The 24,097-nt window shown below is 71.1% G+C and carries 23 protein-coding genes; 12 read left to right on the top strand and 11 right to left on the bottom strand.

The features are described from left to right. Window positions 1-18 precede the first annotated feature (18 nt). From ccsB to hemL, 7 genes are all read right to left on the bottom strand, one after another. Window positions 19-1,098 (bottom strand): c-type cytochrome biogenesis protein CcsB, encoded by a 1,080-nt coding sequence (ccsB, locus tag QRN89_RS20090; RefSeq protein WP_290350792.1) that lies wholly within the window; start codon window positions 1,096-1,098, stop codon window positions 19-21. Next, entirely contained in the window at window positions 1,095-2,855 is a 1,761-nt protein-coding gene (gene resB / locus QRN89_RS20085; protein WP_290350791.1) for a cytochrome c biogenesis protein ResB, read from the bottom strand. The genes ccsB and resB overlap by 4 nt, the downstream gene beginning before the upstream one ends. A gap of 3 nt (window positions 2,856-2,858) precedes the next feature. Next, window positions 2,859-3,599 carry a cytochrome c biogenesis CcdA family protein gene (locus tag QRN89_RS20080; protein WP_290350790.1) on the bottom strand — a complete coding sequence of 247 codons (741 nt, stop codon included), beginning with the start codon at window positions 3,597-3,599 and terminating at the stop codon, window positions 2,859-2,861. A gap of 2 nt (window positions 3,600-3,601) precedes the next feature. Then, window positions 3,602-4,204, bottom strand: coding sequence for a TlpA family protein disulfide reductase (locus tag QRN89_RS20075; RefSeq protein WP_290350789.1), 603 nt, complete (start codon window positions 4,202-4,204; stop codon window positions 3,602-3,604). A 124-nt stretch (window positions 4,205-4,328) separates the two neighbouring features. Beyond that, complete coding sequence (locus QRN89_RS20070) at window positions 4,329-5,576, bottom strand: polysaccharide deacetylase family protein (protein ID WP_290350788.1); 1,248 nt, start codon at window positions 5,574-5,576, stop codon at window positions 4,329-4,331. Window positions 5,577-5,691: 115 nt separating this feature from the next. Further along, window positions 5,692-6,384: a histidine phosphatase family protein gene (locus tag QRN89_RS20065; RefSeq protein WP_290350787.1), complete on the bottom strand. Its 693-nt coding sequence runs from the start codon at window positions 6,382-6,384 to the stop codon at window positions 5,692-5,694. Then, a complete protein-coding gene (gene hemL, locus QRN89_RS20060; RefSeq protein WP_290350786.1) occupies window positions 6,381-7,697 on the bottom strand; it encodes a glutamate-1-semialdehyde 2,1-aminomutase in 1,317 nt (438 codons plus the stop codon). Before hemL ends, QRN89_RS20065 begins: the two co-directional genes overlap by 4 nt. Window positions 7,698-7,823: 126 nt before the next feature. On the opposite strand from hemL, the gene QRN89_RS20055 reads away from it, so the two are divergent. Beyond that, on the top strand, window positions 7,824-8,387 hold the full coding sequence (locus QRN89_RS20055; protein ID WP_290350785.1) for a hypothetical protein: 564 nt from the start codon (window positions 7,824-7,826) through the stop codon (window positions 8,385-8,387). 109 nt (window positions 8,388-8,496) lie between these two features. Here the strand turns inward: QRN89_RS20055 and QRN89_RS20050 are convergent, their stop codons facing one another. Continuing rightward, a complete protein-coding gene (locus tag QRN89_RS20050) occupies window positions 8,497-9,612 on the bottom strand; it encodes a magnesium and cobalt transport protein CorA (protein WP_290350784.1) in 1,116 nt (371 codons plus the stop codon). Between the two features lie 465 nt (window positions 9,613-10,077). Between QRN89_RS20050 and QRN89_RS20045 the strand changes: the two genes are divergently transcribed. Then, window positions 10,078-10,497 (top strand): hypothetical protein, encoded by a 420-nt coding sequence (locus tag QRN89_RS20045; RefSeq protein WP_290350783.1) that lies wholly within the window; start codon window positions 10,078-10,080, stop codon window positions 10,495-10,497. Here QRN89_RS20045 and QRN89_RS20040 read toward each other — a convergent pair. Then, window positions 10,418-10,987 carry a TIGR03086 family metal-binding protein gene (locus QRN89_RS20040; protein ID WP_290350782.1) on the bottom strand — a complete coding sequence of 190 codons (570 nt, stop codon included), beginning with the start codon at window positions 10,985-10,987 and terminating at the stop codon, window positions 10,418-10,420. The two genes, QRN89_RS20045 and QRN89_RS20040, sit on opposite strands and share 80 nt — an antisense overlap. A 61-nt stretch (window positions 10,988-11,048) precedes the next feature. On the opposite strand from QRN89_RS20040, the gene QRN89_RS20035 reads away from it, so the two are divergent. The 3 genes from QRN89_RS20035 (at window position 11,049) to QRN89_RS20025 (ending at window position 13,703) form a co-directional block, all read left to right on the top strand. Continuing rightward, window positions 11,049-12,032 carry a helix-turn-helix domain-containing protein gene (locus QRN89_RS20035; protein WP_290350781.1) on the top strand — a complete coding sequence of 328 codons (984 nt, stop codon included), beginning with the start codon at window positions 11,049-11,051 and terminating at the stop codon, window positions 12,030-12,032. A gap of 46 nt (window positions 12,033-12,078) precedes the next feature. Then, on the top strand, window positions 12,079-12,666 hold the full coding sequence (locus tag QRN89_RS20030) for a GNAT family N-acetyltransferase (protein ID WP_290350780.1): 588 nt from the start codon (window positions 12,079-12,081) through the stop codon (window positions 12,664-12,666). A 302-nt stretch (window positions 12,667-12,968) separates the two neighbouring features. Further along, window positions 12,969-13,703, top strand: a complete 735-nt coding sequence (locus tag QRN89_RS20025; protein ID WP_290350779.1) for a Mut7-C RNAse domain-containing protein — start codon at window positions 12,969-12,971, stop codon at window positions 13,701-13,703. 58 nt (window positions 13,704-13,761) lie between these two features. Here QRN89_RS20025 and QRN89_RS20020 read toward each other — a convergent pair whose 3' ends face one another. Further along, window positions 13,762-14,352, bottom strand: a complete 591-nt coding sequence (locus QRN89_RS20020; protein WP_290350778.1) for a TetR/AcrR family transcriptional regulator — start codon at window positions 14,350-14,352, stop codon at window positions 13,762-13,764. Window positions 14,353-14,546: 194 nt separating this feature from the next. Between QRN89_RS20020 and QRN89_RS20015 the strand changes: the two genes are divergently transcribed. From QRN89_RS20015 to QRN89_RS20000, 4 genes are all read left to right on the top strand, one after another. Beyond that, complete coding sequence (locus tag QRN89_RS20015; RefSeq protein WP_290350777.1) at window positions 14,547-15,983, top strand: FAD-dependent monooxygenase; 1,437 nt, start codon at window positions 14,547-14,549, stop codon at window positions 15,981-15,983. Between the two features lie 105 nt (window positions 15,984-16,088). Beyond that, the gene (locus QRN89_RS20010) at window positions 16,089-16,424 is read left to right on the top strand and encodes a YnfA family protein (protein WP_290350776.1); all 336 of its coding nucleotides are present in this window, start codon (window positions 16,089-16,091) and stop codon (window positions 16,422-16,424) included. 51 nt (window positions 16,425-16,475) lie between these two features. Further along, window positions 16,476-17,243 carry an SDR family NAD(P)-dependent oxidoreductase gene (locus QRN89_RS20005; RefSeq protein ID WP_290350775.1) on the top strand — a complete coding sequence of 256 codons (768 nt, stop codon included), beginning with the start codon at window positions 16,476-16,478 and terminating at the stop codon, window positions 17,241-17,243. A 373-nt stretch (window positions 17,244-17,616) separates the two neighbouring features. Next, entirely contained in the window at window positions 17,617-19,245 is a 1,629-nt protein-coding gene (locus tag QRN89_RS20000) for an alpha/beta hydrolase (RefSeq protein ID WP_290350774.1), read from the top strand. A 35-nt stretch (window positions 19,246-19,280) separates the two neighbouring features. Here the strand turns inward: QRN89_RS20000 and QRN89_RS19995 are convergent, their stop codons facing one another. Next, window positions 19,281-20,144: a polysaccharide deacetylase family protein gene (locus QRN89_RS19995; RefSeq protein ID WP_390702521.1), complete on the bottom strand. Its 864-nt coding sequence runs from the start codon at window positions 20,142-20,144 to the stop codon at window positions 19,281-19,283. 385 nt (window positions 20,145-20,529) lie between these two features. Here QRN89_RS19995 and QRN89_RS19990 point away from each other — a divergent pair, with 385 nt between their 5' ends. From QRN89_RS19990 to QRN89_RS19980, 3 genes are read left to right on the top strand one after another with little or no spacing between them, the layout of a single operon-like run. Then, entirely contained in the window at window positions 20,530-21,054 is a 525-nt protein-coding gene (locus tag QRN89_RS19990; RefSeq protein ID WP_290350773.1) for a PadR family transcriptional regulator, read from the top strand. After that, entirely contained in the window at window positions 21,051-21,731 is a 681-nt protein-coding gene (locus QRN89_RS19985; protein WP_290350772.1) for an ABC transporter ATP-binding protein, read from the top strand. Before QRN89_RS19990 ends, QRN89_RS19985 begins: the two co-directional genes overlap by 4 nt. Continuing rightward, window positions 21,728-24,094, top strand: coding sequence for an FtsX-like permease family protein (locus tag QRN89_RS19980; RefSeq protein WP_290350771.1), 2,367 nt, complete (start codon window positions 21,728-21,730; stop codon window positions 24,092-24,094). Before QRN89_RS19985 ends, QRN89_RS19980 begins: the two co-directional genes overlap by 4 nt. The last annotated feature ends 3 nt before the right edge of the window (window positions 24,095-24,097 follow it).

Here is a 24,097-nt window from a genome sequence, read left to right as displayed (position 1 = left end):
CCGGCAGCGGCGGGCGGCTCAGACGCCCGCGTAGCCGTGGAGGCTGTTCACGAAGAGGTTGACGCCGTAGTAGTTGAAGAGGAAGCAGGCGAAGGCGACCAGCGCGATGTACGCGGCCTTGCGGCCCTTCCAGCCGGCGGTGGCGCGGGCGTGCAGGTACGCGGCGTACGCCACCCAGGTGATGAAGGACCAGACCTCCTTGGCGTCCCAGCCCCAGTAGCGGCCCCAGGCGTCGCCCGCCCAGATCGCGCCGGCGATGATCGTGAACGTCCACAGCGGGAAGATCGCGGCGTTGATGCGGTACGCGAACTTGTCCAGGGACGCCGCGGCCGGCAGCCGCTCCAGCACCGAGCGGGCGAAGGAGCCGGGGTCGCCGCCGTCGGCGAGCTTGTTCTCGTAGGAGTCCCGGAAGAGGTACAGCAGGGTGGCGACCGCGCCCAGGTAGAAGACCGCGCCGCAGAAGATCGCGGTGGAGACGTGGATCCACAGCCAGTACGAGTGCAGGGCCGGGACGAGCTGGTCGCTCTCCGTGTAGAGCCAGGTGACCGCGATGCCCAGGTCCAGCAGGACCGTGGTGACCAGCGGCAGACCGATCCAGCGCACGTTCTTCCTGGCGAGGAGGAAACCGAGGTACGCGCCGACCGCCACCGTGGAGAAGGTGGTGGAGAACTCGTACATGTTGCCCCAGGGGGCGCGCTGCACCGAGACGGCGCGGGTGACGACGCCGGCGGCCTCGATCAGGAAGGCGAGGGCGGTCAGCGAGACCGCGATCCGGCCGTACATGTCGCCCTGCTGGTCGCCGCCGGCCGCGCCGGGGCCGTCGGGCACGTCCCGGGCACCGGCCGACGACCGGGTGACGACCTCGGGGCGGTCCAGCACGGCGGTGCCGCCGCCCTTGCGGGCGACCTGGATCTTCGGAGCGGCGGCCTTGCCGTTCGCCGTGAGGGCGGCGGCGGTACGGCCGACCTTGCTGCGGCTGCCGAACGTCCACTCGGCGATGTGCGCGAGGAAGGCCAGGGTGTACACGGCCATGGCCGAGTAGATCAGCACGTTGCTGAACTCGGCGAGGCTCTCGTTGTTGGCGGCGGCGAGATTCACTTCTCAGCCCCTTCGGCAGGAACAGCTTCGGACGGTTCGGGATCCGGCGCGGTGGGCGCCTTGGCGTTGAGCGATGCGGCCAGTTCGGCCAGCTCCTCGGGGAGCCCGGCGGACTCGCTCCGGCCCAGCCCCGCCATCTCGACGACGGTCACGCCGTCCTCCCCGCGCACGGCACGCACCCAGACGCGGCGGCGCTGGATGAACAGGGAGCCGACGAGCCCGGTGATCGCGGCGACGGCACCGGCGAGGGCGAGTCCGTTGCCCGGCTGCTGGGAGACCTGGAAGCTCGCCCACTCCTTGATCTCCTTCTCGAAGGTGATCGAGCCGGCGCCGCCGGGGAGCTTCATCGTCTCGCCGGGCAGCAGGGTCTGCTTGAACACCTCGCCCTTGGCGTCCTTGAAGGGCTTCATCTTGCGCGTGTCCAGCTGGTACACGTTCTGCGGGACGCCGGAGTCGACGCCGAGACTGCCGTGGTACGCGCTGAGGTTGAGCGCCGGGAAGACCAGGGCCGGGAACTGGGAGAACATCTGGCCGTGGCCCTTGCCCGCGTAGGTGGGGACGAAGAACGCCGGGAAGCCCAGCTGTTCCTTCTTGCCGTCCTTGTTGCGGTAGCCGTCCATCACCTTGATCACGCCGGTGGAGCTGACGTTGTTGTCGATCGGCAGCAGCGGCACGGCGGCCCTGTGGACGACCTGGCCCTTGCCGTCGCGGACGGTGACGACGGGCGCGTAGCCGTGGGCGAGCAGATAGACCTTGGAGCCGTCGATCTCGAGCGGCTCGTTGACCCGGATCACGGCCTTCCGGTCCTTGCCCTCGGCGCCCTCCGCGTAGGTGACCGCGGCCTCGTAGGTGCGGGCCGTGCCCTTCTGGGGGCCGCTGGGCTCGTACGTGCCCGTGAACTGGTCCAGGGTGAAGCTGAACGGCGCCAGGTTCTCGATGTCGAACATCGAACCGGACTTGAAGTCGTCGTACTGCGTGAGGGTGTTCGCGAAGCCGTCACCCTCGACGATCAGCTTGCCGCCCTCGGACTTGAAGAGCTGCCCGACGGCGAAGGCCACGAGCATCACGATCAGGGCGACGTGGAAGAGGAGATTGCCGACCTCGCGGAGGTAGCCCTTCTCGGAGGCCACCGCGTCCCCGGCGACATGGGCCCGGAACCGCCGCTTCCGCAGCAGTGCGAGCGCGGCCTCGCGGACCGCCTCGGGCCCGGCCTCGGTACGCCACGTCGCGTACACGGGCAGCCGGGTGAGGCGCTTGGGCGCACCCGGCGGGCGGCCGCGGAGCTGGCCGACGAACTGCCAGGTCCTCGGGACGATGCAGCCGATCAGCGAGACGAACAGCAGGATGTAGATCGCGGAGAACCACACCGAGCTGTAGACGTCGAAGAGCTGGAGCTTCTCGAAGACCGGCGTCCAGAACTCGTTGTTCGTCTTCCAGGTGCGGACCTTCACCTCGTCCACGCTGTTCTGCGGGATGAGGGAACCGGGGATCGCGCCCAGCGAGAGCAGGAAGAGCAGGATCAGCGCCACGCGCATGGAGGTCAGCTGGCGCCAGAACCAGCGGATCCAGCCGGTCGTCTCGCGGAAGCCCCAGTAGAGCGCGCCGGCGAGACCCGGGGCGCGCCGTCCGCCGAACGAGCCGGGCACGGCCCGCTCCTGGGGGGCGGTGGACAGCTGCTCACCCGCCCTGCCGAGGTCGGCGGCCTCCTGGCCGGCCCCCGAGGCGTCGGTCTCCGTCGTCGTGTCGGTGTCGCTCATCGATCAGATTCCCACCTGGAAGCCACTGGACCAGCTCTGCATCTCCTGCACGAGGATGTCCCACGCACCTGTGAGCAGCAGTACGCCGGTCGCGATCATCATGCCGCCGCCGATCCGCATCACCCAGGCATAGTGCCGCTTGACCCAGCCGAACGCACCGAGCGCCTTGCGGAAGGCGACGGCCGCGAGCACGAACGGCAGTCCGAGGCCGAGGCAGTACGCCGCGGTCAGCAGCGCCCCCCGGCCGGCGCTGCCCTGCTGTGCGGAGAGCGCCGTCACCGAGGCGAGGGTCGGGCCGATGCAGGGGGTCCAGCCGATGCCGAACAGCGCGCCCAGGAACGGTGCCCCCACGAGCCCCGTCGCGGGCCGCTTGTGGAAGCGGAACTCGCGCTGGGTGAGGAAGGGCATCAGGCCCATGAAGAACACGCCCATCAGGATCATGAGGACGCCGAGGGCCGTGGTGAGGACCTCGCGGTGCTCCTGGAGGGTCCAGCCGAAGAAGCCGAAGAGGGCCCCGCCGGAGACGAAGACGGCGGAGAAGCCGAGCACGAAGAGCGCGGCCCCGGAGGCCATCCGTCCCTTGCGGGCCTCCGCCAGATCGGTGCCGGTGACACCCGTCACGTAGGACAGGTAGCCGGGGACCAGCGGCAGGACGCAGGGGGAGAAGAAGGACACCAGGCCCGCCAGGACGGCGACGGGGAGCGCGAGCAGCATCGCGCCGCTCATGACCGTCTCGTTCTGCATCCCTACTTCTCCGCGAGCACGGGGTCGATCATGGAGCGGAGCTGCTTGTCGTCGAGTGCCGTCAGCGCCCGGGCCGCGATCTTCCCTTCACGGTCGATGACGATCGTGCTCGGGATGGCCTGCGGATTGAGGCTGCCCTTGGGGAACTTCAGGATCAGCTTGCCGATGGGGTCGTGGAAGCTCGGGTACGGGACCTCGTAGTCCTTCTCGAAGGCGAGCGCCGGGCCGGTCTGCGGGTCGCGGGTGTTGATCCCGACGAACTCCACGCCCTTGCTCCGGGTCTCTTCGGCGATCCTGGTCAGATAGGGCGCCTCGGCGCGGCAGGGCGCGCACCACGAGCCCCACAGGTTCAGCACGACGACCTTGCCCCGGTAGTCGGCGAGATCGAGCGGCTTGCCCGTCAGATCCTTGCCGGACAGCAGGGGGGCCGCCATGCGCTTGCCCTCGGGGGCCGTGGAGATCCCGCCCGTGCCGGTGACGAAGTTGGTGTCACCGCCGCCGCCGGACCTGCCGTTGGAGTCGCCGGTGCACGCCGACAGCGTGAGCGCGGCGGCGAGGGCGCCGGCGGCGAGCAGGGTGCGTCGAGGGGCACGGACAAGGCTCATGTGAAAAGTTTCGCATGAGGGTTCAGGAGATCTTGGCCGCCCCCCTTGCTGCCCGTAACGCCCCTTGTCAGGAGTGGTTAAGGAGCGTGGCGCGCCGGATCCGCGTGCCGCTTTCCCCGCGCGGCTACGCGGCGGTTTTCAGGAAGGCGTTCCAGCCGCCCTCCGGGGACTGTCCGACCTCGAGGGTGCGGAGCCTGGTGAGGATCTTCGGATCCTGCACGTCCAGCCAGTCGCAGAACTGCCGGAACGACACCAGTCGCACGTCCTTCTTCCCGGCCATCGACTTCAGTGCGTCCTCGACGGCGTCCATGTATATGCCGCCGTTCCACTGCTCGAAGTGGTTGCCGATGAAGAACGGCGCACGATTGGACTCGTAGGCCCGCCGGAATCCGTTGAGATAGGCCTCGGTGGCCTGCTTGCGCCAGCCCGGGTAACGCGCGGGAACACCCTTCGTCGAATTCCCGGACTGGTTGGCGAGGATGTTGTAGTCCATCGAGAGGACCTCGAAGGAGTGGCCGGGGAAGGGCACGGCCTGCAGGGGCAGGTCCCAGAGGCCGCCGCGCTTCTCGGGCCACTTCTGACGGCCGCCCGGGGAACTCGCGTCGTAGCGCCAGCCCAGCTTCTTCGCGGTCGGCAGGAGTTTGTCCTGGCCGAGCAGACAGGGGGTGCGGGCACCCACGAGTTCCTTGCGGTAGTCGAAGGGGAGCGGATCGAGTTCCGTCCAGCCGCTGTTGCTCTTCCACTGCGTGACGAAGGACACAGCCTGGTCGATCTCGTTCTCCCACTGGGCGGCCGTCCAGTTGCCGACGGAACCCGATCCGCCGCAGAAGTGCCCGTTGAAGTGGGTGCCTATCTCATGCCCTTCGAGCCACGCCCGGCGGACGTACGTGAGGGTGTCCTTGATGTGCGCGTCGGTGAGATAGCCGATGTCGGAGGCGCCGGCCGGGTTGTTCGGCGGGCGGTAGAGCGACTTCTTGGACTCGGGCAGCAGATAAAGCCCGGAGAGGAAGAACGTCATCGCCGCGTCGTGGTCCTTGGCGAGTTGCAGGAAACGCGGGAAGAGGCCGTTGCCGACCTCACCCGCGCCGTCCCAGGAGAAGATCACGAATTGCGGCGGGGTCTGCCCCGGTTCGAGCGGCACCGGGGTCTCGGGCTGATTCGGCTGCTCTCCCGTGTCGGCGGTCGAGCCGTCGCCTATGAGACGGACCGGCTTCTTCGCCGGGCCGGGCGGCTTGCCGTCGCCGCCCGCGTCACTTCCGCTCCGCCCCGGCTTCCCGCCGCCGCCCGAACCGACGCCGCAGCCCGCGGCGCCGAGGGCTGCGGCGGCACCGAGTCCCGCTCCCAGCAGGTTCCTTCGGGTGATGTTGCGCATGCCGACCGTCCCCGTTTCCCTGTCGCGTCCCCGTACGTACTCCCATGGAGTGAGATGGCATGCGGTACGCGAAGGTTCCAGGGGCTAGCACGGAGGGTGCGGAACAGCCAGACGGCTATGCGCCAAAGGCCTTCGACTTTCCCTTGACCGGTTTGGCGCCGGCGAGAAGGTGCGCCGGAACGAGATCGCGCGCGGGCTCCGAGTACGCCACCGAGGCGATCCTGTCGCCCTGGAAGGTGAAGGTTGTCAGCGACGCGAGCGTGCACTGCCGGCGGCGCGGGTCGTGCCAGAGCCGGCGCTGCTCCACATAGCTGCGCACGATCCAGATCGGCAGCTGGTGACTCACCAGGACCGCCTCGTGGCCGCGTGCGGCGTCCCGGGCGGATCCCAGCGCGCCCATCATGCGCACCACCTGGTCCACGTACGGCTCGCCCCAGGACGGCCGGAACGGATTCGTCAGGTGCCGCCAGTTGCCCGGCTTGCGCAGCGCGCCGTCGCCGACCCCGAAGGTCTTGCCCTCGAAGACGTTCGCCGCCTCGATCAGCCGCTCGTCCGTGTCCAGGGTCAGACCGTGGGACTTGGCGATCGGCGCGGCCGTCTCCTGCGCCCGCTCCAGCGGGGAGGCCACGACGTGGGTCACGTCACGGTCGGCGAGGTGCTCGGCGACGCGGTCGGCCATCCGGCGCCCCAGCTCGGAGAGGTGGTAGCCGGGACGGCGCCCGTAGAGAACGCCGTCCGGATTGTCCACTTCGCCGTGCCGGATGAGATGGACGACGGTCCTTTCCGTATTGATCCCCGTACCGGTCATGCCGTGGCCTCCGCGGCGGCACGGGCGGCGGCGGGCAGCGCGGCGGCGATCCGCTCGACGGCCGCGTCGTCGTGGGCGGTCGACACGAACCAGGACTCGAAGGCGGACGGCGGAAGGTAGACCCCTTGGGAGAGCATCGAGTGGAAGAAGGCGTTGAAGCGGAAGGCTTCCTGGCGCTTCGCGTCCTCGTAGTCCCGGACCTCGCCGTCGGTGAAGAACACCGAGAACATGTTGCTCGCCGTCTGCAGCCGGTGTGCGACGCCCTCCTTGGCCAGCGCGTCCGTGACCAGGCCCCGCACGACCGTGGAGACCGCGTCGACCTTCTCGTACGCGGCGTCGTCCAGCAGCCGCAGCTGGGCGAGGCCCGCGGCGGTCGCGACCGGGTTCCCGGAGAGGGTGCCGGCCTGGTAGACCGGCCCGGCCGGGGCGAGGTGCCCCATGACGTCGGCACGTCCGCCGAACGCCGCGGCCGGGAACCCGCCGCCCATGACCTTCCCGAAGGTCATCAGGTCCGGTACGACGCCGTCGACGCCGTACCAGCCGGCCTTCGACGTACGGAAACCGGTCATGACCTCGTCGGAGATGTACAGCGCGCCGTTCTCGGCACAGGCGTCCTTGAGGCTCTGGTTGAAGCCGGGCAGCGGCGGCACCACGCCCATGTTGCCCGGCGACGCCTCCGTGATCACACAGGCGATCTCGCCGGGGTGCGCCCGGAAGGCCGCGCGGACCGCGTCCGGATCGTTGTACGGCAGCACGATCGTGTCCCCCGCCTGCGCTCCCGTGACACCGGGGGTGTCCGGCAACCCGAAGGTGGCCACGCCGGAGCCGGCCGCCGCCAGCAGCGCGTCCACGTGCCCGTGGTAGCAGCCGGCGAACTTGATCACCTTGGCCCGCCCGGTGAACCCGCGCGCCAGCCGGATCGCCGACATGGTGGCCTCGGTGCCGGACGAGACGAGTCTCACCTGCTCGACCGGGGTGACCCTGGCCACGATCTCCTCGGCGAGCGCGACCTCGCCCTCACCGGGCGTGCCGAACGAGGTGCCGCGTGCGACGGCCTCCTGGACGGCCGCGGTGACCTCGGGGTGGGCGTGGCCGAGGATCATCGGACCCCAGGAGCACACGAGGTCCACGTACTCGCGGCCGTCCGCGTCGGTCAGGTACGGGCCGGTACCGGACACCATGAACCGGGGTGTACCGCCCACGGCGCGGAAGGCCCGGACGGGAGAGTTCACGCCGCCGGGCGTCACGAGGGACGCGCGGTCGAAAAGCGTCTGCGAAACTGGGGCGTCATAGGGAAAGCTCACGGAATCCATGGTGTCAGAGGCACGGGACGTTCTTGCGGACAGGTGTTTCACCACACGTCCGTGGGGGAGGTCACTGTCACGATGATCGGGTTGCGCGGCGGGGGCCGTGCGTCCTAAAAGCAGTCGGGTGGAGATATGCATCGCGGTGGCGGACTGGGCGAGGGGACTGACGACCTGGGTCCCGACCCTGCCCGGCGTGGGCGGCACCGGCGGCACGAGGCGGGTACGCCCGAGCCCGTGGAGAACAGAGGTGGCCGCGGTATGGGGGTGACCTACAAGTACTTCGGCGCGCCGGACGGCGCGACGGCCGCCCGAGTGCCGATTTCCATGCGTCCGGAGGAGCTGGGCGGTGACGAGCTCGGCATGGGCGGAATGTTCACCAAGATCAAACCCGAGACGATAGCCGCCATGGTTCTCACGGGTATTCAGGGCATGCCGCTGCACAAGGTGCCCCCGCTCGAGCTCGTGGTCCTCCACCCGGATTACGCCGTGGTGAAACTCCCGATGACGGTCGTCGACCCGCTCCGCGACATCGGCGAGGAATCGGTGGGCGCGGCCGCGTTCATCTGGTCCACCGTCCCGGACCGCGGGGGCCCGCGGGACGCGTTCAACGTCTACCAGCTGCTGCACGAATGGCAGGATTTCAGCCATCGTCTGCACGAGGCGGGGCATCAGCCGTACTGCCTGGTCTGGCCCTGAGCAAGGTCAACGGCGCAGGACCGGGAGACCGACGGGGACCGGGGCGCCGAACCGGCGGCCGTGGAGGCCCCGGCGGGGGCGCCGGCCCGGCGGGACGGGTCGGCGCGGCTCAGAGCCAGCCGTTGCGGCGGAAGCCCCGGTGGATCACATAGCAGGCGACGGCGATGACCGCGATCACGAGGGGATAGCCGTAGACCGAGCCGGTCAACGGCATGTGCTCGAAGTTCATCCCGTACGCCCCGCAGACCATCGTCGGCACGGCGACGATGGCCGCCCACGCCGTGATCTTGCGCATGTCCTCGTTCTGGGCGACGGTCATCTGGGCCAGGTGCGCCTGGAGGATCGAGTCCAGCAGCGCGTCGTAGCCGTTGATCTGCTCACCGGCCCTGGCCAGGTGGTCGGAGACGTCACGGAAGTACGGCCTGGTCTCCGGTGCGATCAGCGACGCGGGCTGGTGGGCCAGGGCCGCCAGCGGGCGGCTGAGCGGGGACATGGCCCGCTTGAACTCCAGCAGTTCCCGCTTGAGCTGGTAGATCCGGCCCGCTTCGCCCCGGCCGGCGGCACCGCGGCCCGCGTGCCCCGAGAAGACGGCCGACTCGACCGCGTCGATGTCGTCCTGGACGGCGTCCGCGACGGCGAGGTACTCGTCCACGACGAAGTCCGCCACGGCGTGCAGCACCGATGACGGGCCCTTGGCCAACTGTTCGGGAACGGTCTCGAGCGCCTCGCGGAGCGGGCCGAGCGAGCCGTGCCGTCCGTACCGGATGGTGATCACGAAGTCCCGGCCGGTGATCACCGTGATCTCGCCCGTCTCCACCACCTGGCTGGTGGAGGTCAGTTCGGCGTGCTCGGCGTACCCGACCGTCTTGAAGACCGCGAGCAGGGTGTCGTCGTACGGCACGACCTTCGGCCTGCTGTGCGCGTCGACGGCGTCCTCGACCGTGAGCGGGTGCAGCCCGAACAACTCGGCGAATTCCTCGAACTCCTCGCGGGAGGGCTCGTGCAGCCCGAGCCAGACGAAGCTGTTGCTCGTGGGGTCGGCGCCGTTCTCCTTGCGGACCCGTCGCAGCGCCTCCGCGGCCGGGCAGTTCCCGGCCTGCCGCACTCCGTCCGCGTAGCCCACGCAGTTGACGACCGCGCTGCCGAGGGGCGACCGGGCCGGATGGCTCAGGTCGACCGTGCGACGGTAGGCGCGGCGTACCGCGCGACCGAGGGTGCGGATCATCGACAACGCGGACTCCCGGACGGACAGGGGGTGGTGCTTCCCCGGCCAGCCTCTCGAACGGGAAGTCGCTTGTAAATGACGGGCGGTGCGCGGAAGCCCGACGAGCGGCGTCCGCGAACGTGACCGGCGGCCTGAGGGCGCGTGCCCGCGTACGCGACCGGAGCGGTGCCGACCGATGGCCGCGGTAGGTGCCCCACGCCACGCCCCTGGCGCGGGACACCGGCGCGGGGCCAGGCGGCGGAACCGAACGGCGAAAGTCCGGTGAGGGTCCTGGGGTGACCCTGCGTTCCCGGCCACCTTCGGGCCGGGTACGCGCCGTTGCCGGACATCCTTTTGAACGGTGAACTAACTCCAGCCGGGCGCCCTGGCTGCCGATGTCCGGACTGCGCCCGTCGTGAGTCGCTCCGACGTGCCGTGACGGTCCTGACACGAGACACGAGTTTCCCGAGCCCGAGGAGGTCCGGCGTGGCTGACGTCCTGCTGGCTCTGTGCATCCCGCTGACGCTCTTCGCGAGCGGTCTCTACGCGGTGTGCGACAGCTGGTGGCGACGACGCAGGCGCGGTGCGGTGCAACCGCGTCACCTGTATCCGGGCGTGTGCTCCTACGTCTACGCCTACGAGCACCCCCGCGCGCACGCCGGAGCCCGGCTCGCGGAGCGGGACATGCTCACCGCGGCGGAGGAGATCGTCGACGAGGCCTACGCCAAGCTGGCCTGGCTGTACGACGGCGCCTGCGCCGGCCCGGACGCCGGCGCGAACGGCGACACGGGCGCCGACGTCGGTGCCGAGCCGAGCGCCGACCCCGTCAGCGCCGACTCCACCGCGGATCACGGCCCGTCACGGCCAGCACCCGCGCGAACGGTGACGCGTCCGCCGGAACACTGACCGGCTCACCGAACGCCCCGTAGCGACGCGCCTGCGGCGCCATCTCCTCGACCGCCGGGCCGAGTTCCGCCACCACCCCGGGGTCAGGTGCGTACTCCTGACCGGTCGCACGCGCCAGGTCCCATACGTGCACGGTCAGATCGGCCAGCACCATGTGCCCCACGGTCCTCGCGGGGAGGCCCAGCGAACCCGTGGCCCCCTCCTCCGCCCCCGGCTCGGCCCAGGCCTTGGCCAGGCGCGCGGTCTCGTCGGCGAAGCTCTCCCGCCAGTCCCGCTCCGCCGTGCGGTCGGGCGTCTCGGAGAAGTCGGTGTCCTGCTTGGCCGCCAGCGCCTGGAAGTTGACCACGACCTGGAACAGGTGGTTGATCAGCGCGCGGACGTCGTACTCGGGGCAGGGGGTCGGTGCGGTGAGCGCGTCGTCGGTCACCCCGCGCACGACGGGAAGCGCGCGCTCGGTGGTCGCGGCGAGCAGTTCACTGATGGTCTTCATGCGGCAACGGTGGCACCGCTGGGCCCGGGCGTCTTGAACAAACGCGACATAGGATCCGGGCATGGCGACCAGGAGCGGGCCCGGAGGGTTCGACGGGCCGGGGCCCGCCGGCGGGGCGCGCGGGGCCGGGGCACCGGAGCCGCGGCGCGACACCCGGGGGATCGTGGACGCGCCGGAGCTGTTCGCACGCGTACGGTTCCGGCGCCGCACGCCGGCCCCTCCCCTCCGCCCCTATCTGGAGCACTACTGGCTCGTCGACTGGGACCTTCCCGAGCCGTACGTCACGCACGTCGTCCCCCATCCGTCGGTGAACGCCGTCTTCCAGCGGTACGGGGACGAGGAACCGTGGGGCGAGGTCGCCGGCATCGGTCCCGGCCTCTTCACCCGGAAGCTGGAGGGGCGCGGGCGGGTCTGCGGTGTGCAGTTCCGGCCCGGCGGGTTCCGCCCGTTCGCGCCGGGACGGCCGGTGTCGGCGTGGACGGGCCGCCGGGTGGCCGCTGCGGACGTCTTCACGGCGGCCTCCGTCGGGCCCTCGGGCGGGCCGGCACCGGTGGACGTCGCGGCCGTCGTCGTCCCCGACGAGGAGGACGCCCGGGTGGCCGCCCTCGACGCCTTCCTCCTCGCCCTGCGGCCGGAACCCGATCCGCGGGCGGACCACGCGATGGCCCTGGTGGAACGGGTGCGTACGGACCGCACGATCCGCAGGGTCGCCCAACTCGCCGCGGCGGAAGGTGTGTCGCCGCGCACCCTGCAACGGCTCTTCGCCGCGTACGTCGGCGTCGGACCCAAGTGGGTCGTCCTGCGCTACCGCATCCACGAGGCCCTGGAGCGGGCGGAGGCGGACAGCCGGGCCGCGGGTGGTGCCGGGCGCACCGCCGAGCCGGGCGCGGACGGAGCCGGCCCCCGTTCCCGGGGCGCCGAGCCCGACTGGGCGGCCCTCGCGGCGGAACTGGGCTACAGCGACCAGGCCCACCTCGTACGCGACTTCACCGCGACGGTCGGTGTGCCGCCCACGGCGTACGCGGCGACCAGGACGCCCGGGTGAGCCGCTGCTCCGGGCGTTGTCGGTCCGGTGGCGTACCGTGCGGGACATGGACGACGCGACACCGGTTGTGCGGATCGAGCCCTGGTCGGACGACGACTTCGAGCTGCTGCGGGCCCTCAACGCGCCGGAGTTGACGGCGCACCTCGGAGGACCCGAGCCGGAGGCGAAGCTCACCGAGCGGCACCGGCGCTATGTGGCCCTGAGCGCGGACGGGTCCGGGGCGGGGCGGATGTACCGCGTGGTGCTGACTGACGGCGGGGAGCCGGTCGGTTCGATCGGGTTCTGGGAGAAGTCCTGGCGCGGCGGGAAGGTCTGGGAGACGGGCTGGAGCGTCCTTCCCGGCTTCCAGGGGCGCGGGATCGCGACGGCGGCCACGCTGGCCGTCGTCGAGGAGGCCCGCGCGGCGTCCGAGCACCGCCATCTGCACGCCTTTCCGTCCGTCGACAACCTTCCGTCGAACGCGGTGTGCCGCAAGGCGGGCTTCTCGCTGCTCGGGGAGTGCGACTTCGAGTACCCGCCCGGCACGCCGCTGCGCAGCAACGACTGGCGACTCGATCTCGGCGATCCGGAGTCGGGCGGGGCCGAGCCGGATCCGAGGGGTGACGACCGGTTCGTGACCGGCGGCAGGCCCTGAGGCAGGCCCGGTCCGAGCGCGGGACGCCTCGGTACGGGGCGGAGGCGGCCGGTCCGGGCGTCGGGCGGGGTCGTTCCGCGAGCGGGCCGCGCAGGGACGGTCCACAGGCGCGGTCCCTCGTCAGAGGCGTGCGTCCGGCCGGAGTCCGGGCCGCGAGGCTCGGGCCGGCGTTCCGGACGACGTGGTTCCCGGACGGCGTTCCGGCGTTCCGGCGCGAACGCGGCCGACACGGTGGCGCGGCATGCCGCGGACCCGGCGGAAACCGCTGGCTGGGGCCGTGCGCCCGATGGCATGCTGGCGGCGTGAACGGACCGGAGATCCACATCAGCTTCGCCCCTGAGCTGCGGCTCTTCGTCCCGGCGGAGCGCCGGGACGGACGGACGCCCCTCGTCACGGACGGTTCGTCGAGCCTCGGGCACGTCGTCGAGTCGCTCGGGGTCCCGCTCACCGAGGCCGGGCGGCTGCTGGTGGACGGCAGCCGGGTCGAGACCTCGTACGTCCCCGCCGAGGGCGAGCACGTCCAGGTCCTGGGCGTCGAGCGCCCCCAGCGGGTGCCGGGCGCCCCTCTCCGGTTCCTCCTCGACGTCCATCTCGGCACCCTCGCCCGGCGGCTCCGGCTCCTGGGCGTCGACGCCGCGTACGAGAGCGAGGACATCGGCGATGCCGCCCTCGCCGCGTTCTCGGCGCGCGAGCAGCGCGTGATGCTGTCCCGGGACCGGGGGCTGCTGCGCCGCCGGGAGCTCTGGGCCGGGGCGTACGTCTACAGCGACCGCCCCGACGACCAGCTCCGTGACGTGCTGGAGCGCTTCGCGCCCGCCCTCGAGCCCTGGACCCGCTGCACCGCCTGCAACGGCCGCCTCGCCGACACGGACAAGGCAGCGGTGGAGCACCACCTGGAGCAGGGCACGCAGCGCTCGTACGACGTGTTCGCGCAGTGCACGGCCTGTGAGCGGGTCTACTGGCGCGGCGCCCACCACGCCCGGCTGCAGACGATCGTCGAGGACGCGCTGCGCGAGTTCGGCGGCGCGGTCGCCTGACCGCACTCGCCGGGCCGTCAGGTGCACCCGGTCATCGCTTCGGCGAGGGTCACCGTGGTCATGACCGGTACGGCTGAGGACTCTCCGCGGTGAGATACCGCTGGATCGTCGGGGCGAGCCACGCGATCACCTCGTCCCGGGTCATCTCGACCGCCGGCGGGATCCGGAGCACATAGCGGGCGAGGGCCATTCCCAGGATCTGCGAGGCGGCGAGCGCGGCCCGGCGCGGCACCTCGTCGCGCACGGGGCACACCCCTTCGGCGATGGGCAGCAACTGCCCCCGGAACACCTCCGTCATGCGCTCGGCACCGGCGGCGTTGGTGACACCGACCCGGAGCATCGCCGTCAGCACCTCGTCGTGCTCCCACCGGTCGAGGAAGTGGGACACGAGCACGGCGCCGATGTGCTGCCCGGGCATCGCACCCAGTTCGGGAAGCCGCAGGTCCATCTCGGAGGCCGCGGCGAAGAGCCCCTCCTTGTTGCCGTAGTACCGCATCACCATCGACGGGTCGATCCCCGCGTCCTTGGCGATGGCGCGGATCGTGGCCCGCTCGTACCCGTCGGCGGCGAAGCGTTCACGGGCGGCTTCGAGGATGGCGGCGCGGGTGGCGTCCGAGCGGCGCGCGGTGGGAGAGGGCTCCGAAGTCATGCCAACAAATGTAGGCCAACGGGCGTTGACAGACCAGTCGGACCGGACCTAACGTTGCCTACAAGCGTTGGCCAACATGCGTTGACCCACACTCGTAGGCCCACGCTCGTTGACCTTCAAGCGCCCGACCCGTGGCCCGGCAGGGGAAACCCGGCCGTCCCTCGGGCGCCCGAGTGCCGACAGGAGGCACCGTCATGACCGACCAGACCGCCGACCGGAGCACCACCACCCCCGCCCCCACGGAGACGGACGTGACGGTCGTGGGGGCGGGGCCCACCGGGCTTCTGCTCGCGGGCGACCTCGCGGCGGCCGGTGTCCGCATCACCGTGGTCGAACGCCGGCCGCCGGAGAGGAGCAATCTGACCCGGGCCTTCGGGGTGCACGCACGCACGCTGGAGCTCCTCGACGCCAGGGATCTGGCGGACGAACTGGTGGCGAGGGGTACACCCATCACCGGCCTGCGACTGTTCCGCCGGCTCTCCCTCGATCTGTCCCGGCTGGCTTCCCGCTTCCCCTATCTGCTGATAGCGCCGCAGTACGAGGTGGAGCGGCTGCTGGAGCGCCGTGCACGCGCCGCCGGGGCCGACTTCCGGTACGGCACGGAGCTGCGCGGCCTGCGGCAGGACGCCGGATCGGTCACCGCCGAGATCCGCGACGAGCACGGTGCCGGCACGGAACTGCGCTCCCGCTACCTCGTCGGCACGGACGGGATGCGCAGTTCGGTGCGGCAGTCGCTCGGTCTGCCCTTCCCCGGGGTCTCGGCCATCCGCTCGATCCTGCTCGCGGACGTGCGGCTCGACCAGGAACCGGAGAATCTGCTCACCGTCAACGGCACGGGCCGGGCCTTCGCCTTCATAGCCCCCTTCGGTGACGGCTGGTACCGGGTGATGGGGTGGCGGCGCGACCGCACGCAGCCGGACGACCGGCCAGTAGACCTGGACGAGGTGCGCGAGGTCGCCCGCCAGGCGCTCGGCACCGACTACGGCATGCGGGACGCCCGCTGGCTCTCCCGCTTCCACAGCGACGAACGCCAGGTCCCCGAGTACCGCCGGGGCAGGGTCTTCCTCGCCGGGGACGCCGCGCATGTGCACTCTCCCGCCGGAGGCCAGGGGATGAACACCGGCCTGCAGGACGCGGCGAACCTGTCCTGGAAGCTCGTCGCCGCCCTGCGGAACCACGCCCCGGACCCCGACGGACTCCTCGACACCTACCACTCCGAGCGCCACCCGGTGGGCGCCCAGGTGGTGCGCAGCAGCGGGGCGATCGTGCGCCTCGCCATGGCGCACACACCCCTCGAGCGCCTCACCCGCGCCCTGGCGACCAGCTTCCTGAATGCGGCCCGGCCCGCCGCGGACAAGGCGATGGGCATGATCTCGGGCACAGGTCTCTCCTACGGTGCCCCGCGCGGCGCCCACCGACTGACCGGCAGGCGCGCGCCCGACCTCTCCCTCAGGGAGGGCCGGCTCTACGAACTGCTGCGCAGGGGCGAGTTCGTCCTCGTGGCACCGGACGGAGCCGACACGGAGCCGCCTTCGGCGCCCGGCCCCGTCGCCAGGGCCCACTGGTGCGACGCGAACCGCTCGGCAGTCCTGGTACGCCCGGACGGATACATCGCGTGGGCGCGGGACTGAGCACGGGACTCGGCGGCGAACGCGGGATGCGCGGCGCCGGCCCGGCGCGGACCGCACACCGTCCCGTGTCGCGGGTGCCGCACCTCGACGTGCCAGGCTGGCGTCATGGTCGTCGCCCGCTCCGTGTTCCTTTTCGCCGTCGCCGCCGTCTTCGAGATCGGCGGTGCCTGGCTGGTCTGGCAGGGTGTGCGGGAGCACCGGGGCTGGATCTGGATCGGCGCGGGGGTCCTCGCCCTCGGTGCGTACGGGTTCGTGGCCACGTTCCAGCCGCAGGGCGACTTCGGACGGGTCCTCGCCGCCTACGGCGGGGTGTTCGTCGCGGGTTCGATCGCCTGGGGCATGGTGGCCGACGGCTACCGTCCCGACCGCTGGGACGTCCTGGGCGCCCTGATCTGCCTGGCGGGCATGGCCGTGATCATGTACGCGCCGCGCGGCCGGTGAGCCTCTGCCTATCCTGACCACTGGTAACGATCAGTTGACCGAGGAGCCGTCATGACCGCCACGCCCATCGCCGTCGTCACCGGAGCGAGCAGCGGAATCGGCGCCGCCACCGCGCGGAGTCTCGCCGCGGCCGGCTACCACGTGGTCCTCACCGCCCGTCGCAAGGACCGGGTGGAAGCCCTCGCCGCCGAACTGACGGACGCCGGGCACCCGGCCACGGCCCATCCCCTCGACGTCACCGACCGCGCCGCCGTTGACGCCTTCGCTTCCTCCCTCGAAGGCTCCGGCCCCGTGAAGGTCCTGGTCAACAATGCGGGCGGAGCCCTCGGCGCCGACTCCGTCGCGACCGGCGACCCGGCCGACTGGCGCCAGATGTACGAGGTCAACGTCATCGGCACGCTGAACCTCACCCAGGCGCTGCTCCCCGCGCTCACCGCCAGTGGCGACGGCACGGTCGTGATCCTCTCGTCCACGGCCGGGCACGCCACGTACGAGGGTGGCGCGGGTTACGTCGCCGCGAAGCACGGCGTGCACGTCCTCGCAGAGACCCTTCGTCTGGAGATCGTCGGCACACCGGTCCGCGTCGTCGAGATCGCCCCGGGCATGGTCAAGACAGAGGGCTTCGCGACCACGCGGTTCCGGGGCGACACCGAGAAGGCCGCCAAGGTCTACGAGGGCGTCGCCGAACCGCTCACCGCCGAGGACGTCGCCGAGACCGTCACCTGGGCGGTCACCCGCCCGGCCCACGTCAACATCGACCTGCTGATCGTCCGCCCCCGGGCCCAGGCGTCGAACACGAAGGTCCACCGGGAGCGCTGACCCGGCCCGGCCCCGACGGCGCGCCGGCCCCCTCCGGGCCGGTGCCTTCCGGCCCACGCCCTCGCACCACTCGCCCTCCCCTCCCCCACGCCCTCTCCCCTCGCCCCCTCGCCTGGCCCCCTCGCCTGGCCCCTGCCGTCGGTGAAAGGGACCCCGACCTCGCAGACCAGCCGGCCGTGCGATCGAGGACGGATCGACGGCCCGGCCCCGGCCCGGTCCCGTGGCCGGGCCACCGCGATCCGGCGGCTCGGCCATTCAGCCGCGGTCCGCTGGCGTGCCCCGTCCGGCCGCGATGGTGTGGAGGCGGTCGTGTACCGACGTCCAGGACCTGGGCGGCTTCGGGTACTCAGCCGTGAGCGAGGAAGGGCGGAGCATGCACATACCCGGGCACGTGGCGGGCCGCCGGCATCATGCGGCGGCCCTCGCCGCAACGCTGTTCTGCTCGACGCTGTTCATCGGGCCGGACATCGCCCCGGCCGGCGGTGACACGCCCCCTCGGGCGGCGCCCGCCCCGAAGCTGGACTGGACCCCCTGTGTCCCGGGCAGTCCGTTCGACTGCGCGACGGCGAACGTGCCGCTCGACCACGCGAATCCCCGTGGCCGCACGATCGAACTGGCCGTCATCAGGCGGAAGGCGACCGACCCCGGACGCCGCATCGGCACCCTGTTCTTCAACCCCGGAGGCCCCGGAGGGCCCGGGACGGTCCAGATGCCGCAGAACTACGAGTCGTTCCCGCAGGAGGTGCGGGAACGGTTCGACATCGTCAGCTGGGACCCCCGCGGTATCGGGAGCAGCACCGCGGTGAACTGCTTCGGCAGTCGCGAGGAGGCGGACGCCTGGGCCGCCGGGAAGCCGGCCGGCTTCCCGGTGGGTGCACGGGAGCGGGCGGAGTGGATCGCCGCGTACAAGGACCTGTCCCGGCGCTGTCAGCAACGCGACCCCGAACTGCTGCGCCATGTGTCGACCACCGACACCGCACGCGACCTCGACCTGCTCCGGCATGCCGTCGGCGACCGGCAGCTCTCGTACCTCGGGATGTCGTACGGGACGATCCTCGGAGCCACCTACGCCAACCTGTTCCCGGGCAAGGTCCGGGCCATGGCCCTCGACAGCAACATCGACCCGCGGGCCTGGACGAACGACGCCTCGGACGACGCCCGGCTCACGACGTTCCTGCGCATGGGTTCGGACCGCACCGCCGCCGCGACCCTGGACAGGTTCCTCGGTCTGTGCGGGTCCACCACCGTCTCCCGCTGCGCCTTCTCCGCCGGGAGCCCGCAGGCGACCCGGGACAAGTTCGGCCGGCTGCTGCAGCGGCTCCGTGAACGTCCCGTGGGCCCGTGGACCTACGGCCGCACCATGGGCGACGTCGTGAACGGCCTCTACGTCGTCCACCCCGGCTGGACGGACCTCGCCGGCAGGCTCCAGGACCTGTGGCAGGGCCGCGCCCCGGAGCCCGCCCCGCTGCCGCCCCCGCCGCCGGTCCCGCACCCGGATCCGTACGTCGGCGAGGAGCAGGCGTCCGCCGTCCTCTGCGGCGACAGCCCCAACCCCCGTGACCCCGGGGACTACCACGCGCTGGAGGAGGCCGCCGCCGTCCGCGCGGGCGACGTCGGACGCTTCTGGACATGGGCGGCCGAGGGATGTGCCACCTGGCCGACGGTCGCAGCGGACCGCTACACCGGCCCGTGGAACAGGCCGACGGCCCATCCCGTCCTGGTGGTCGGCACCATCTACGACCCCTCCACCCCGTACGCGAACGCGCAGGCCATGGCCCGAGAACTGGCGAACGCCCGTCTGCTCACCCATGACGGGTACGGGCACACCGCGCTGGTCAACCGCAGCAGTTGCGTACAGGAGCACGAAAGCCGCTACTTCGTCGACGGCACGCTCCCTCCACCCGGGACGACGTGCCGGCCGACCACGCCCCCCTTCTCCACGCCCCGGCCCAGCGGCGGCATCGCCACCGGTGGCGGAGGGCTGGCCGGCGTCGCGCCCTGAGTCCGCGGTCGACGGGCACCGCACGGCTGTTGGCTTCACTGGTCGTACACGGCTCCGGGAACCGGCTGGGCCGGGTGGAGGAGTTCGGTGACCGTGACCAAGGTGTAGCCGCGCTTCTTCAGCTCGGTGATGATGGCGGGCACGGCGGGGACGGTGCCGTCGTAGATGTCGTGGAGAAGGATGATGCCGTCCCGGCCCGCCTGGTCGAGGGTGCGCTCGGCGATCAGGGCTGAGTCCGTGGTGGAGAAGTCCTTCGCGGTGGTGCTCCACAGCACCTGGGAGAGTCCGAGCTCCTTGCTGACGGCCGTGACGTCGTCGTTGGTGCGGCCCTGGGGCGGGCGCATCAGGGTCGGCTTCCTGCCGGTGAGTTCGGCGATGGCGTCCTGAGTACGGCCCAGTTCCTCGCGTATGGCGTCCTTGTCGAGCGTGTCGAGCCGTTCGTGGGTCCAGGTGTGGTTGGCGACCTCGTGGCCCTCGGCGGCGAGGCGGCGGACGGTCTCCGGGTACTTGAGCACATGGTTCTTGCCGAGCAGGAAGAAGGTGGCGTGGACCTTCTCCTTCTTGAGGATGTCGAGGAGTGCAGGTGTGGCCTTCCCGGGGCCGCCGTCGAAGGTCAGAGCGATGCACTTGGTCTTCTCGCAGTCGACCGGCACCTTCGCGCCGGCCGCGTTGCGTCCGGCAGAACCCGCCTTCGCCGCCTTCCCGTCGCCTCCGGTCGAGGCTGCGGGGTTCTCCAGCGCGTCCGCGCGGGCCTCGGAGGGCGAGACGCGGTCCGTCGCGCAGCCGGTGAGGGCGAGCGCGGCGAGGGACATCGCGGCGACTGCGGAGGCGACCCTGGGCCGGGTCCGGCCTGTCCTGGTGGGCCTGGTGGTGGTCGTGGTTCCGGGTATTTCGGGCATGGTGGCGCTTCCCCCATAGAGCGGGCTGGTCCTGTCGATGTGGGCGCGCCACGGGGTACGGCGGGTGCCGGGAACCGATCGGGCGGGCGCACAGAGACGACTATACACAGAACGTATACATGCGATGTATACACTCAACGACTAGCAACCCGAACCGGACATCAGTCGCGAACATCCAGATCAGGAGCCACGCGAGGTTCGACACCCGCGTTCCCCGCACTCCGTCGAGGCCATCCGCGGCGCACTTCACCGCGGTCGGGCGGCGAGCCGGTCGACGCAACCACCCGACAAGCACGTCACCGAGGCTCCCACCTGCGGAGCGACCCCCTGCTCGCGGGAGATCGACTGTGCATGCCGTATATACACCGCATGTATAGTGCTCGCCATGTCCATCGGTCACACACTGCTCGGGCTGCTTGAGTCCGGCCCACGTCACGGCTATGACCTCAAGCGCGCCTTCGACGAGAAATTCGGTCATGACCGGCCTCTCGCCTACGGCCAGGTCTACGCGACGATGTCACGGCTGCTGAAGAACGGCCTTGTCGAGGTCGACGCCGTAGAGGCCGGCGGCGGGCCTGAGCGCAAGCGGTACGCCATCACCGAAGCCGGCATCACCGACGTATCACAGTGGCTGGCGCAGCCCGAGAAGCCGGAACCGTATCTTCAGTCGACCCTGTACACCAAGGTCGTCCTCGCCCTCCTCACCGGCCGCAGCGCCGCCGAACTCCTCGACACCCAGCGCGCGGAGCACCTGCGGCTGATGCGTGAGCTCACCCGCCGCAAGCAGGGCGGTGACCTGGCCGACCAGCTCATCTGCGACCACGCCCTGTTCCACCTCGAAGCGGACCTGCGCTGGCTGGAACTGACCGCGGCCCGGCTCGACCAGCTGGCGAAGGAGATCGCCAGGTGAGCGAGCCTCTGCTCCACGCGACCGCACTGCACAAGACGTACGGGCCCACCGCCGCCCTCGACGGCGCCGTGTTCGCGGTCGACGCCGGCGAGATCGTCGCCGTCATGGGCCCTTCCGGGTCCGGCAAGTCGACCCTGCTGCACTGCCTCGCCGGAATCGTCACCCCCGACTCGGGGACCATCACCTACGACGGCCGTGAGCTGTCGGCGATGAGGGACGCGGAACGCAGCGCCCTGCGCCGCGGCGACTTCGGCTTCGTCTTCCAGTTCGGCCAGCTCGTACCGGAGCTGACCTGCCTCGAGAACGTCGCTCTGCCCCTGCGACTGAACGGCGTCAAGCGCAAGGAAGCCGAGCGTCTGGCTCTGGAGTGGATGGAGCGTCTGGAGGTCGCCGAGGTTGGGCACAAGCGTCCCGGCGAGGTCTCCGGCGGCCAGGGCCAGCGCGTCGCCGTCGCCCGCTCCCTCGTCACCGGCCCGCGGGTGCTCTTCGCCGACGAGCCGACCGGCGCTCTGGACTCGCTCAACGGCGAGCGCGTGATGCAACTGCTCACGGGCGCCGCCAGGGACACCGGTGCCGCGGTCGTCCTGGTGACCCACGAAGCCCGGGTCGCGGCGTACTCCGACCGCGAGATAGTCGTCCGCGACGGCAAGGTGCGCGACGTAGCAGGTGTGGTGTGAGCCGAGTCCGTACCTGGGTCCGTGACCTCGCCCTGGGCGCCCGCTTCGCCGTCACCGGCGGCCGCCGCGGCTGGACCCGCACGAGCCTCACCGCCATCGGCGTCGGCCTGGGCGTCTGCCTGCTGCTGGCCGCTGCCTCGGTGCCCCACCTGCTGGACAGCCGCGACGACCGCGTGGCGGGCCGTACCGCCTTCCCGGTCGTTCATCCGGAGGTGAAGCCCTCCGAGCGCTCCTTCCTCTACGCGGAGACCAGCACTCTCTACCGCGGGGACACGGTCAAGGGCATGGTGGTCCGTCCCGACGGCGGGCGCGCCCCCGCACCACCCGGGCTGACGAAGTTGCCGGGGCCCGGCGAGATGGCCGTCTCCCCGGCACTCGCGGATCTCCTCGTCTCCCCCGAAGGGGCGTTGCTGAAGGACCGCCTGCCGTACCGGATCACCGCCACCATCGGGGACCAGGGTCTGGTCGGCCCCGGCGAACTCTTCTACTACGCGGGCAGCAACACGCTCAAAGCCTCTGCCGTCGAGCGTTCCGACCGCTTCGATGGGGGCTCCGACAGCCGTGTCCCGATGGACGCGGGGCTTCTCCTCATCGTCGTGATGGCGTGTGTGGTCCTGCTCCTGCCGGTGGCCGTGTTCATCGCCACCGCCGCGCGCTTCGGCAGCGAGCAGCGCGACCGACGGCTGGCCGCGCTGCGTCTGGTCGGCTCAGACCGGGCGATGACACGGCGGATCGCGGCCGGTGAGTCCTTCTGCGAGGCGCTCTTCGGACTGGCCGCGGGCGCCGGCACCTTCATGCTGGTACGGCAGTTCCTCGGCTCGGTGACGATCTGGGACATCAACGCCTTCCCCTCCGACGTCGCGCCGAACCCGGCGCTGACGGCGCTGATCATCGTCTCCGTACCGGTCTGCGCGATCGCGGTCACCCTGTTCACCCTGCGCGGTGTGGCGATCGAGCCGCTCGGCGTCGTACGGAACACGGCGCCACGGCGGCGCCGGCTCTGGTGGCGCGTGCTGCTGCCGGTCGCGGGACTCGCCCTGCTGCTGCCCCAGGCGGGCCAGGTCGGCATGAACGACGACACCGACATCGCCACCTACCAGATCTCCGGCGGCGCGCTGCTGGTGCTGATCGGAATCACCGCCCTGCTGCCGTGGCTGGTGGAAGCCGTGGTCGGCCGGCTGCACGGCGGCCCGGTCTCCTGGCAACTGGCCGTGCGTCGGCTCCAGCTGAGCAGCGGCACTGCGGCCCGCGCCGTGACCGGCATCATGGTCGCCGCAGCCGGCGGCATCGCCCTGCAGATGCTTGTCGCCTCCATGCAGAGCGACTTCATGAAGCCGACCGGCATGGACACCGCCCGCGCCCAGCTGTTCACGTCCGCACCCGGCGCGGACGCCACCTCGGGCCGCGAGATCATCGAGAAGTACTCGGCGACCAAGGGCGTCTCCGGTGTGATCGGCATCATCGAGACCTACGCCGAACGACCCGGCCCGCAGCGGTCCGGCGAGCGCTGGGTCCCCGTCACCGGGCTCACCGTGGGCGACTGTCCGTCGCTGCGGGAGCTGGCGAAGCTGCCCTCCTGCAAGGACGGCGACGTCTTCATCGCCACCAAGAACGGCAAGCTGCGGCCGAAGGACGAGGATCCGGCGCAGCCCGGCGCTCAGGTCGACCTCAGCCTGCAGGAGAGCACGCCGAGCGGAACGGTGAAGAAGGCCGAACCTGAACTGTGGCGCATCCCCGCCTCGGCCAGGACCGCGCAGACCCGAAGCCACCCGATGGGGCGGCTGCCCCTCGACGGCATCCTGGCCACGCCGTCCGCCATCGACGTGTCGAAACTGCACGATGCCACGACCACGGCGATGATCAGGCTCGACCCGAAGGTCCCGGACGCGGCCGAGTACGCCCGCAACACCGCAGCCGCCATCGACCCCGTCACCGATGTCCAGACAATGCAGAACTTCGAACGGGACAGTCGGTACTCAAGCGTCCTCACCGGGGTATTCGTCGGTGCCGCCGTGACGATGCTGGTGGTCGCCGCATCCATGCTCGTCTCCACCCTGCAACAACTGCGAGAACGCAAACAGCTGCTGTCGGTCCTCGTCGCCTTCGGCACCCGGCGCACCACCCTGAGCTGGTCCGTCCTTTGGCAGACGGCCATCCCCGTCGTGATGGGACTCGCCCTGGCGGTCACCACGGGCATCGGCCTCGGCCTCACACTGCTGAACATGGTCGACAAACAGGTCACCGACTGGTGGGCGTTCCTGCCCATCATCGGAGTCGGCGCCGGCCTCATCCTGCTGGTAACGCTCCTCAGCCTGCCGCCGCTGTGGCGCATGACCCGCCCGGACGGACTACGCACGGAGTGAGAA

This window comes from Streptomyces sp. HUAS CB01, from assembly GCF_030406905.1.
Taxonomy (GTDB): domain Bacteria; phylum Actinomycetota; class Actinomycetes; order Streptomycetales; family Streptomycetaceae; genus Streptomyces; species Streptomyces chengbuensis.
Note: the sequence above shows the minus strand (reverse complement) of the source record. Positions and strands in the feature narration are given on the sequence as shown.

Coding starts and splice junctions, on each gene's coding strand:
- QRN89_RS20015 (WP_290350777.1), top strand. CDS start 14,547: ATGACCGACCAGACCGCCGACCGGAGCACCACCACCCCCGCCCCCACG.
- QRN89_RS20035 (WP_290350781.1), top strand. CDS start 11,049: ATGGCGACCAGGAGCGGGCCCGGAGGGTTCGACGGGCCGGGGCCCGCC.
- QRN89_RS20070 (WP_290350788.1), bottom strand. CDS start 5,576: ATGCGCAACATCACCCGAAGGAACCTGCTGGGAGCGGGACTCGGTGCC.
- QRN89_RS20075 (WP_290350789.1), bottom strand. CDS start 4,204: ATGAGCCTTGTCCGTGCCCCTCGACGCACCCTGCTCGCCGCCGGCGCC.
- QRN89_RS20065 (WP_290350787.1), bottom strand. CDS start 6,384: ATGACCGGTACGGGGATCAATACGGAAAGGACCGTCGTCCATCTCATC.
- QRN89_RS20080 (WP_290350790.1), bottom strand. CDS start 3,599: ATGCAGAACGAGACGGTCATGAGCGGCGCGATGCTGCTCGCGCTCCCC.
- resB (WP_290350791.1), bottom strand. CDS start 2,855: ATGAGCGACACCGACACGACGACGGAGACCGACGCCTCGGGGGCCGGC.
- QRN89_RS20000 (WP_290350774.1), top strand. CDS start 17,617: ATGCACATACCCGGGCACGTGGCGGGCCGCCGGCATCATGCGGCGGCC.
- QRN89_RS20055 (WP_290350785.1), top strand. CDS start 7,824: ATGCATCGCGGTGGCGGACTGGGCGAGGGGACTGACGACCTGGGTCCC.
- QRN89_RS20010 (WP_290350776.1), top strand. CDS start 16,089: ATGGTCGTCGCCCGCTCCGTGTTCCTTTTCGCCGTCGCCGCCGTCTTC.
- QRN89_RS20020 (WP_290350778.1), bottom strand. CDS start 14,352: ATGACTTCGGAGCCCTCTCCCACCGCGCGCCGCTCGGACGCCACCCGC.
- QRN89_RS20030 (WP_290350780.1), top strand. CDS start 12,079: ATGGACGACGCGACACCGGTTGTGCGGATCGAGCCCTGGTCGGACGAC.
- QRN89_RS19990 (WP_290350773.1), top strand. CDS start 20,530: ATGTCCATCGGTCACACACTGCTCGGGCTGCTTGAGTCCGGCCCACGT.
- hemL (WP_290350786.1), bottom strand. CDS start 7,697: ATGGATTCCGTGAGCTTTCCCTATGACGCCCCAGTTTCGCAGACGCTT.
- QRN89_RS19995 (WP_390702521.1), bottom strand. CDS start 20,144: ATGCCCGAAATACCCGGAACCACGACCACCACCAGGCCCACCAGGACA.
- QRN89_RS20040 (WP_290350782.1), bottom strand. CDS start 10,987: ATGAAGACCATCAGTGAACTGCTCGCCGCGACCACCGAGCGCGCGCTT.
- QRN89_RS20050 (WP_290350784.1), bottom strand. CDS start 9,612: ATGATCCGCACCCTCGGTCGCGCGGTACGCCGCGCCTACCGTCGCACG.
- QRN89_RS20005 (WP_290350775.1), top strand. CDS start 16,476: ATGACCGCCACGCCCATCGCCGTCGTCACCGGAGCGAGCAGCGGAATC.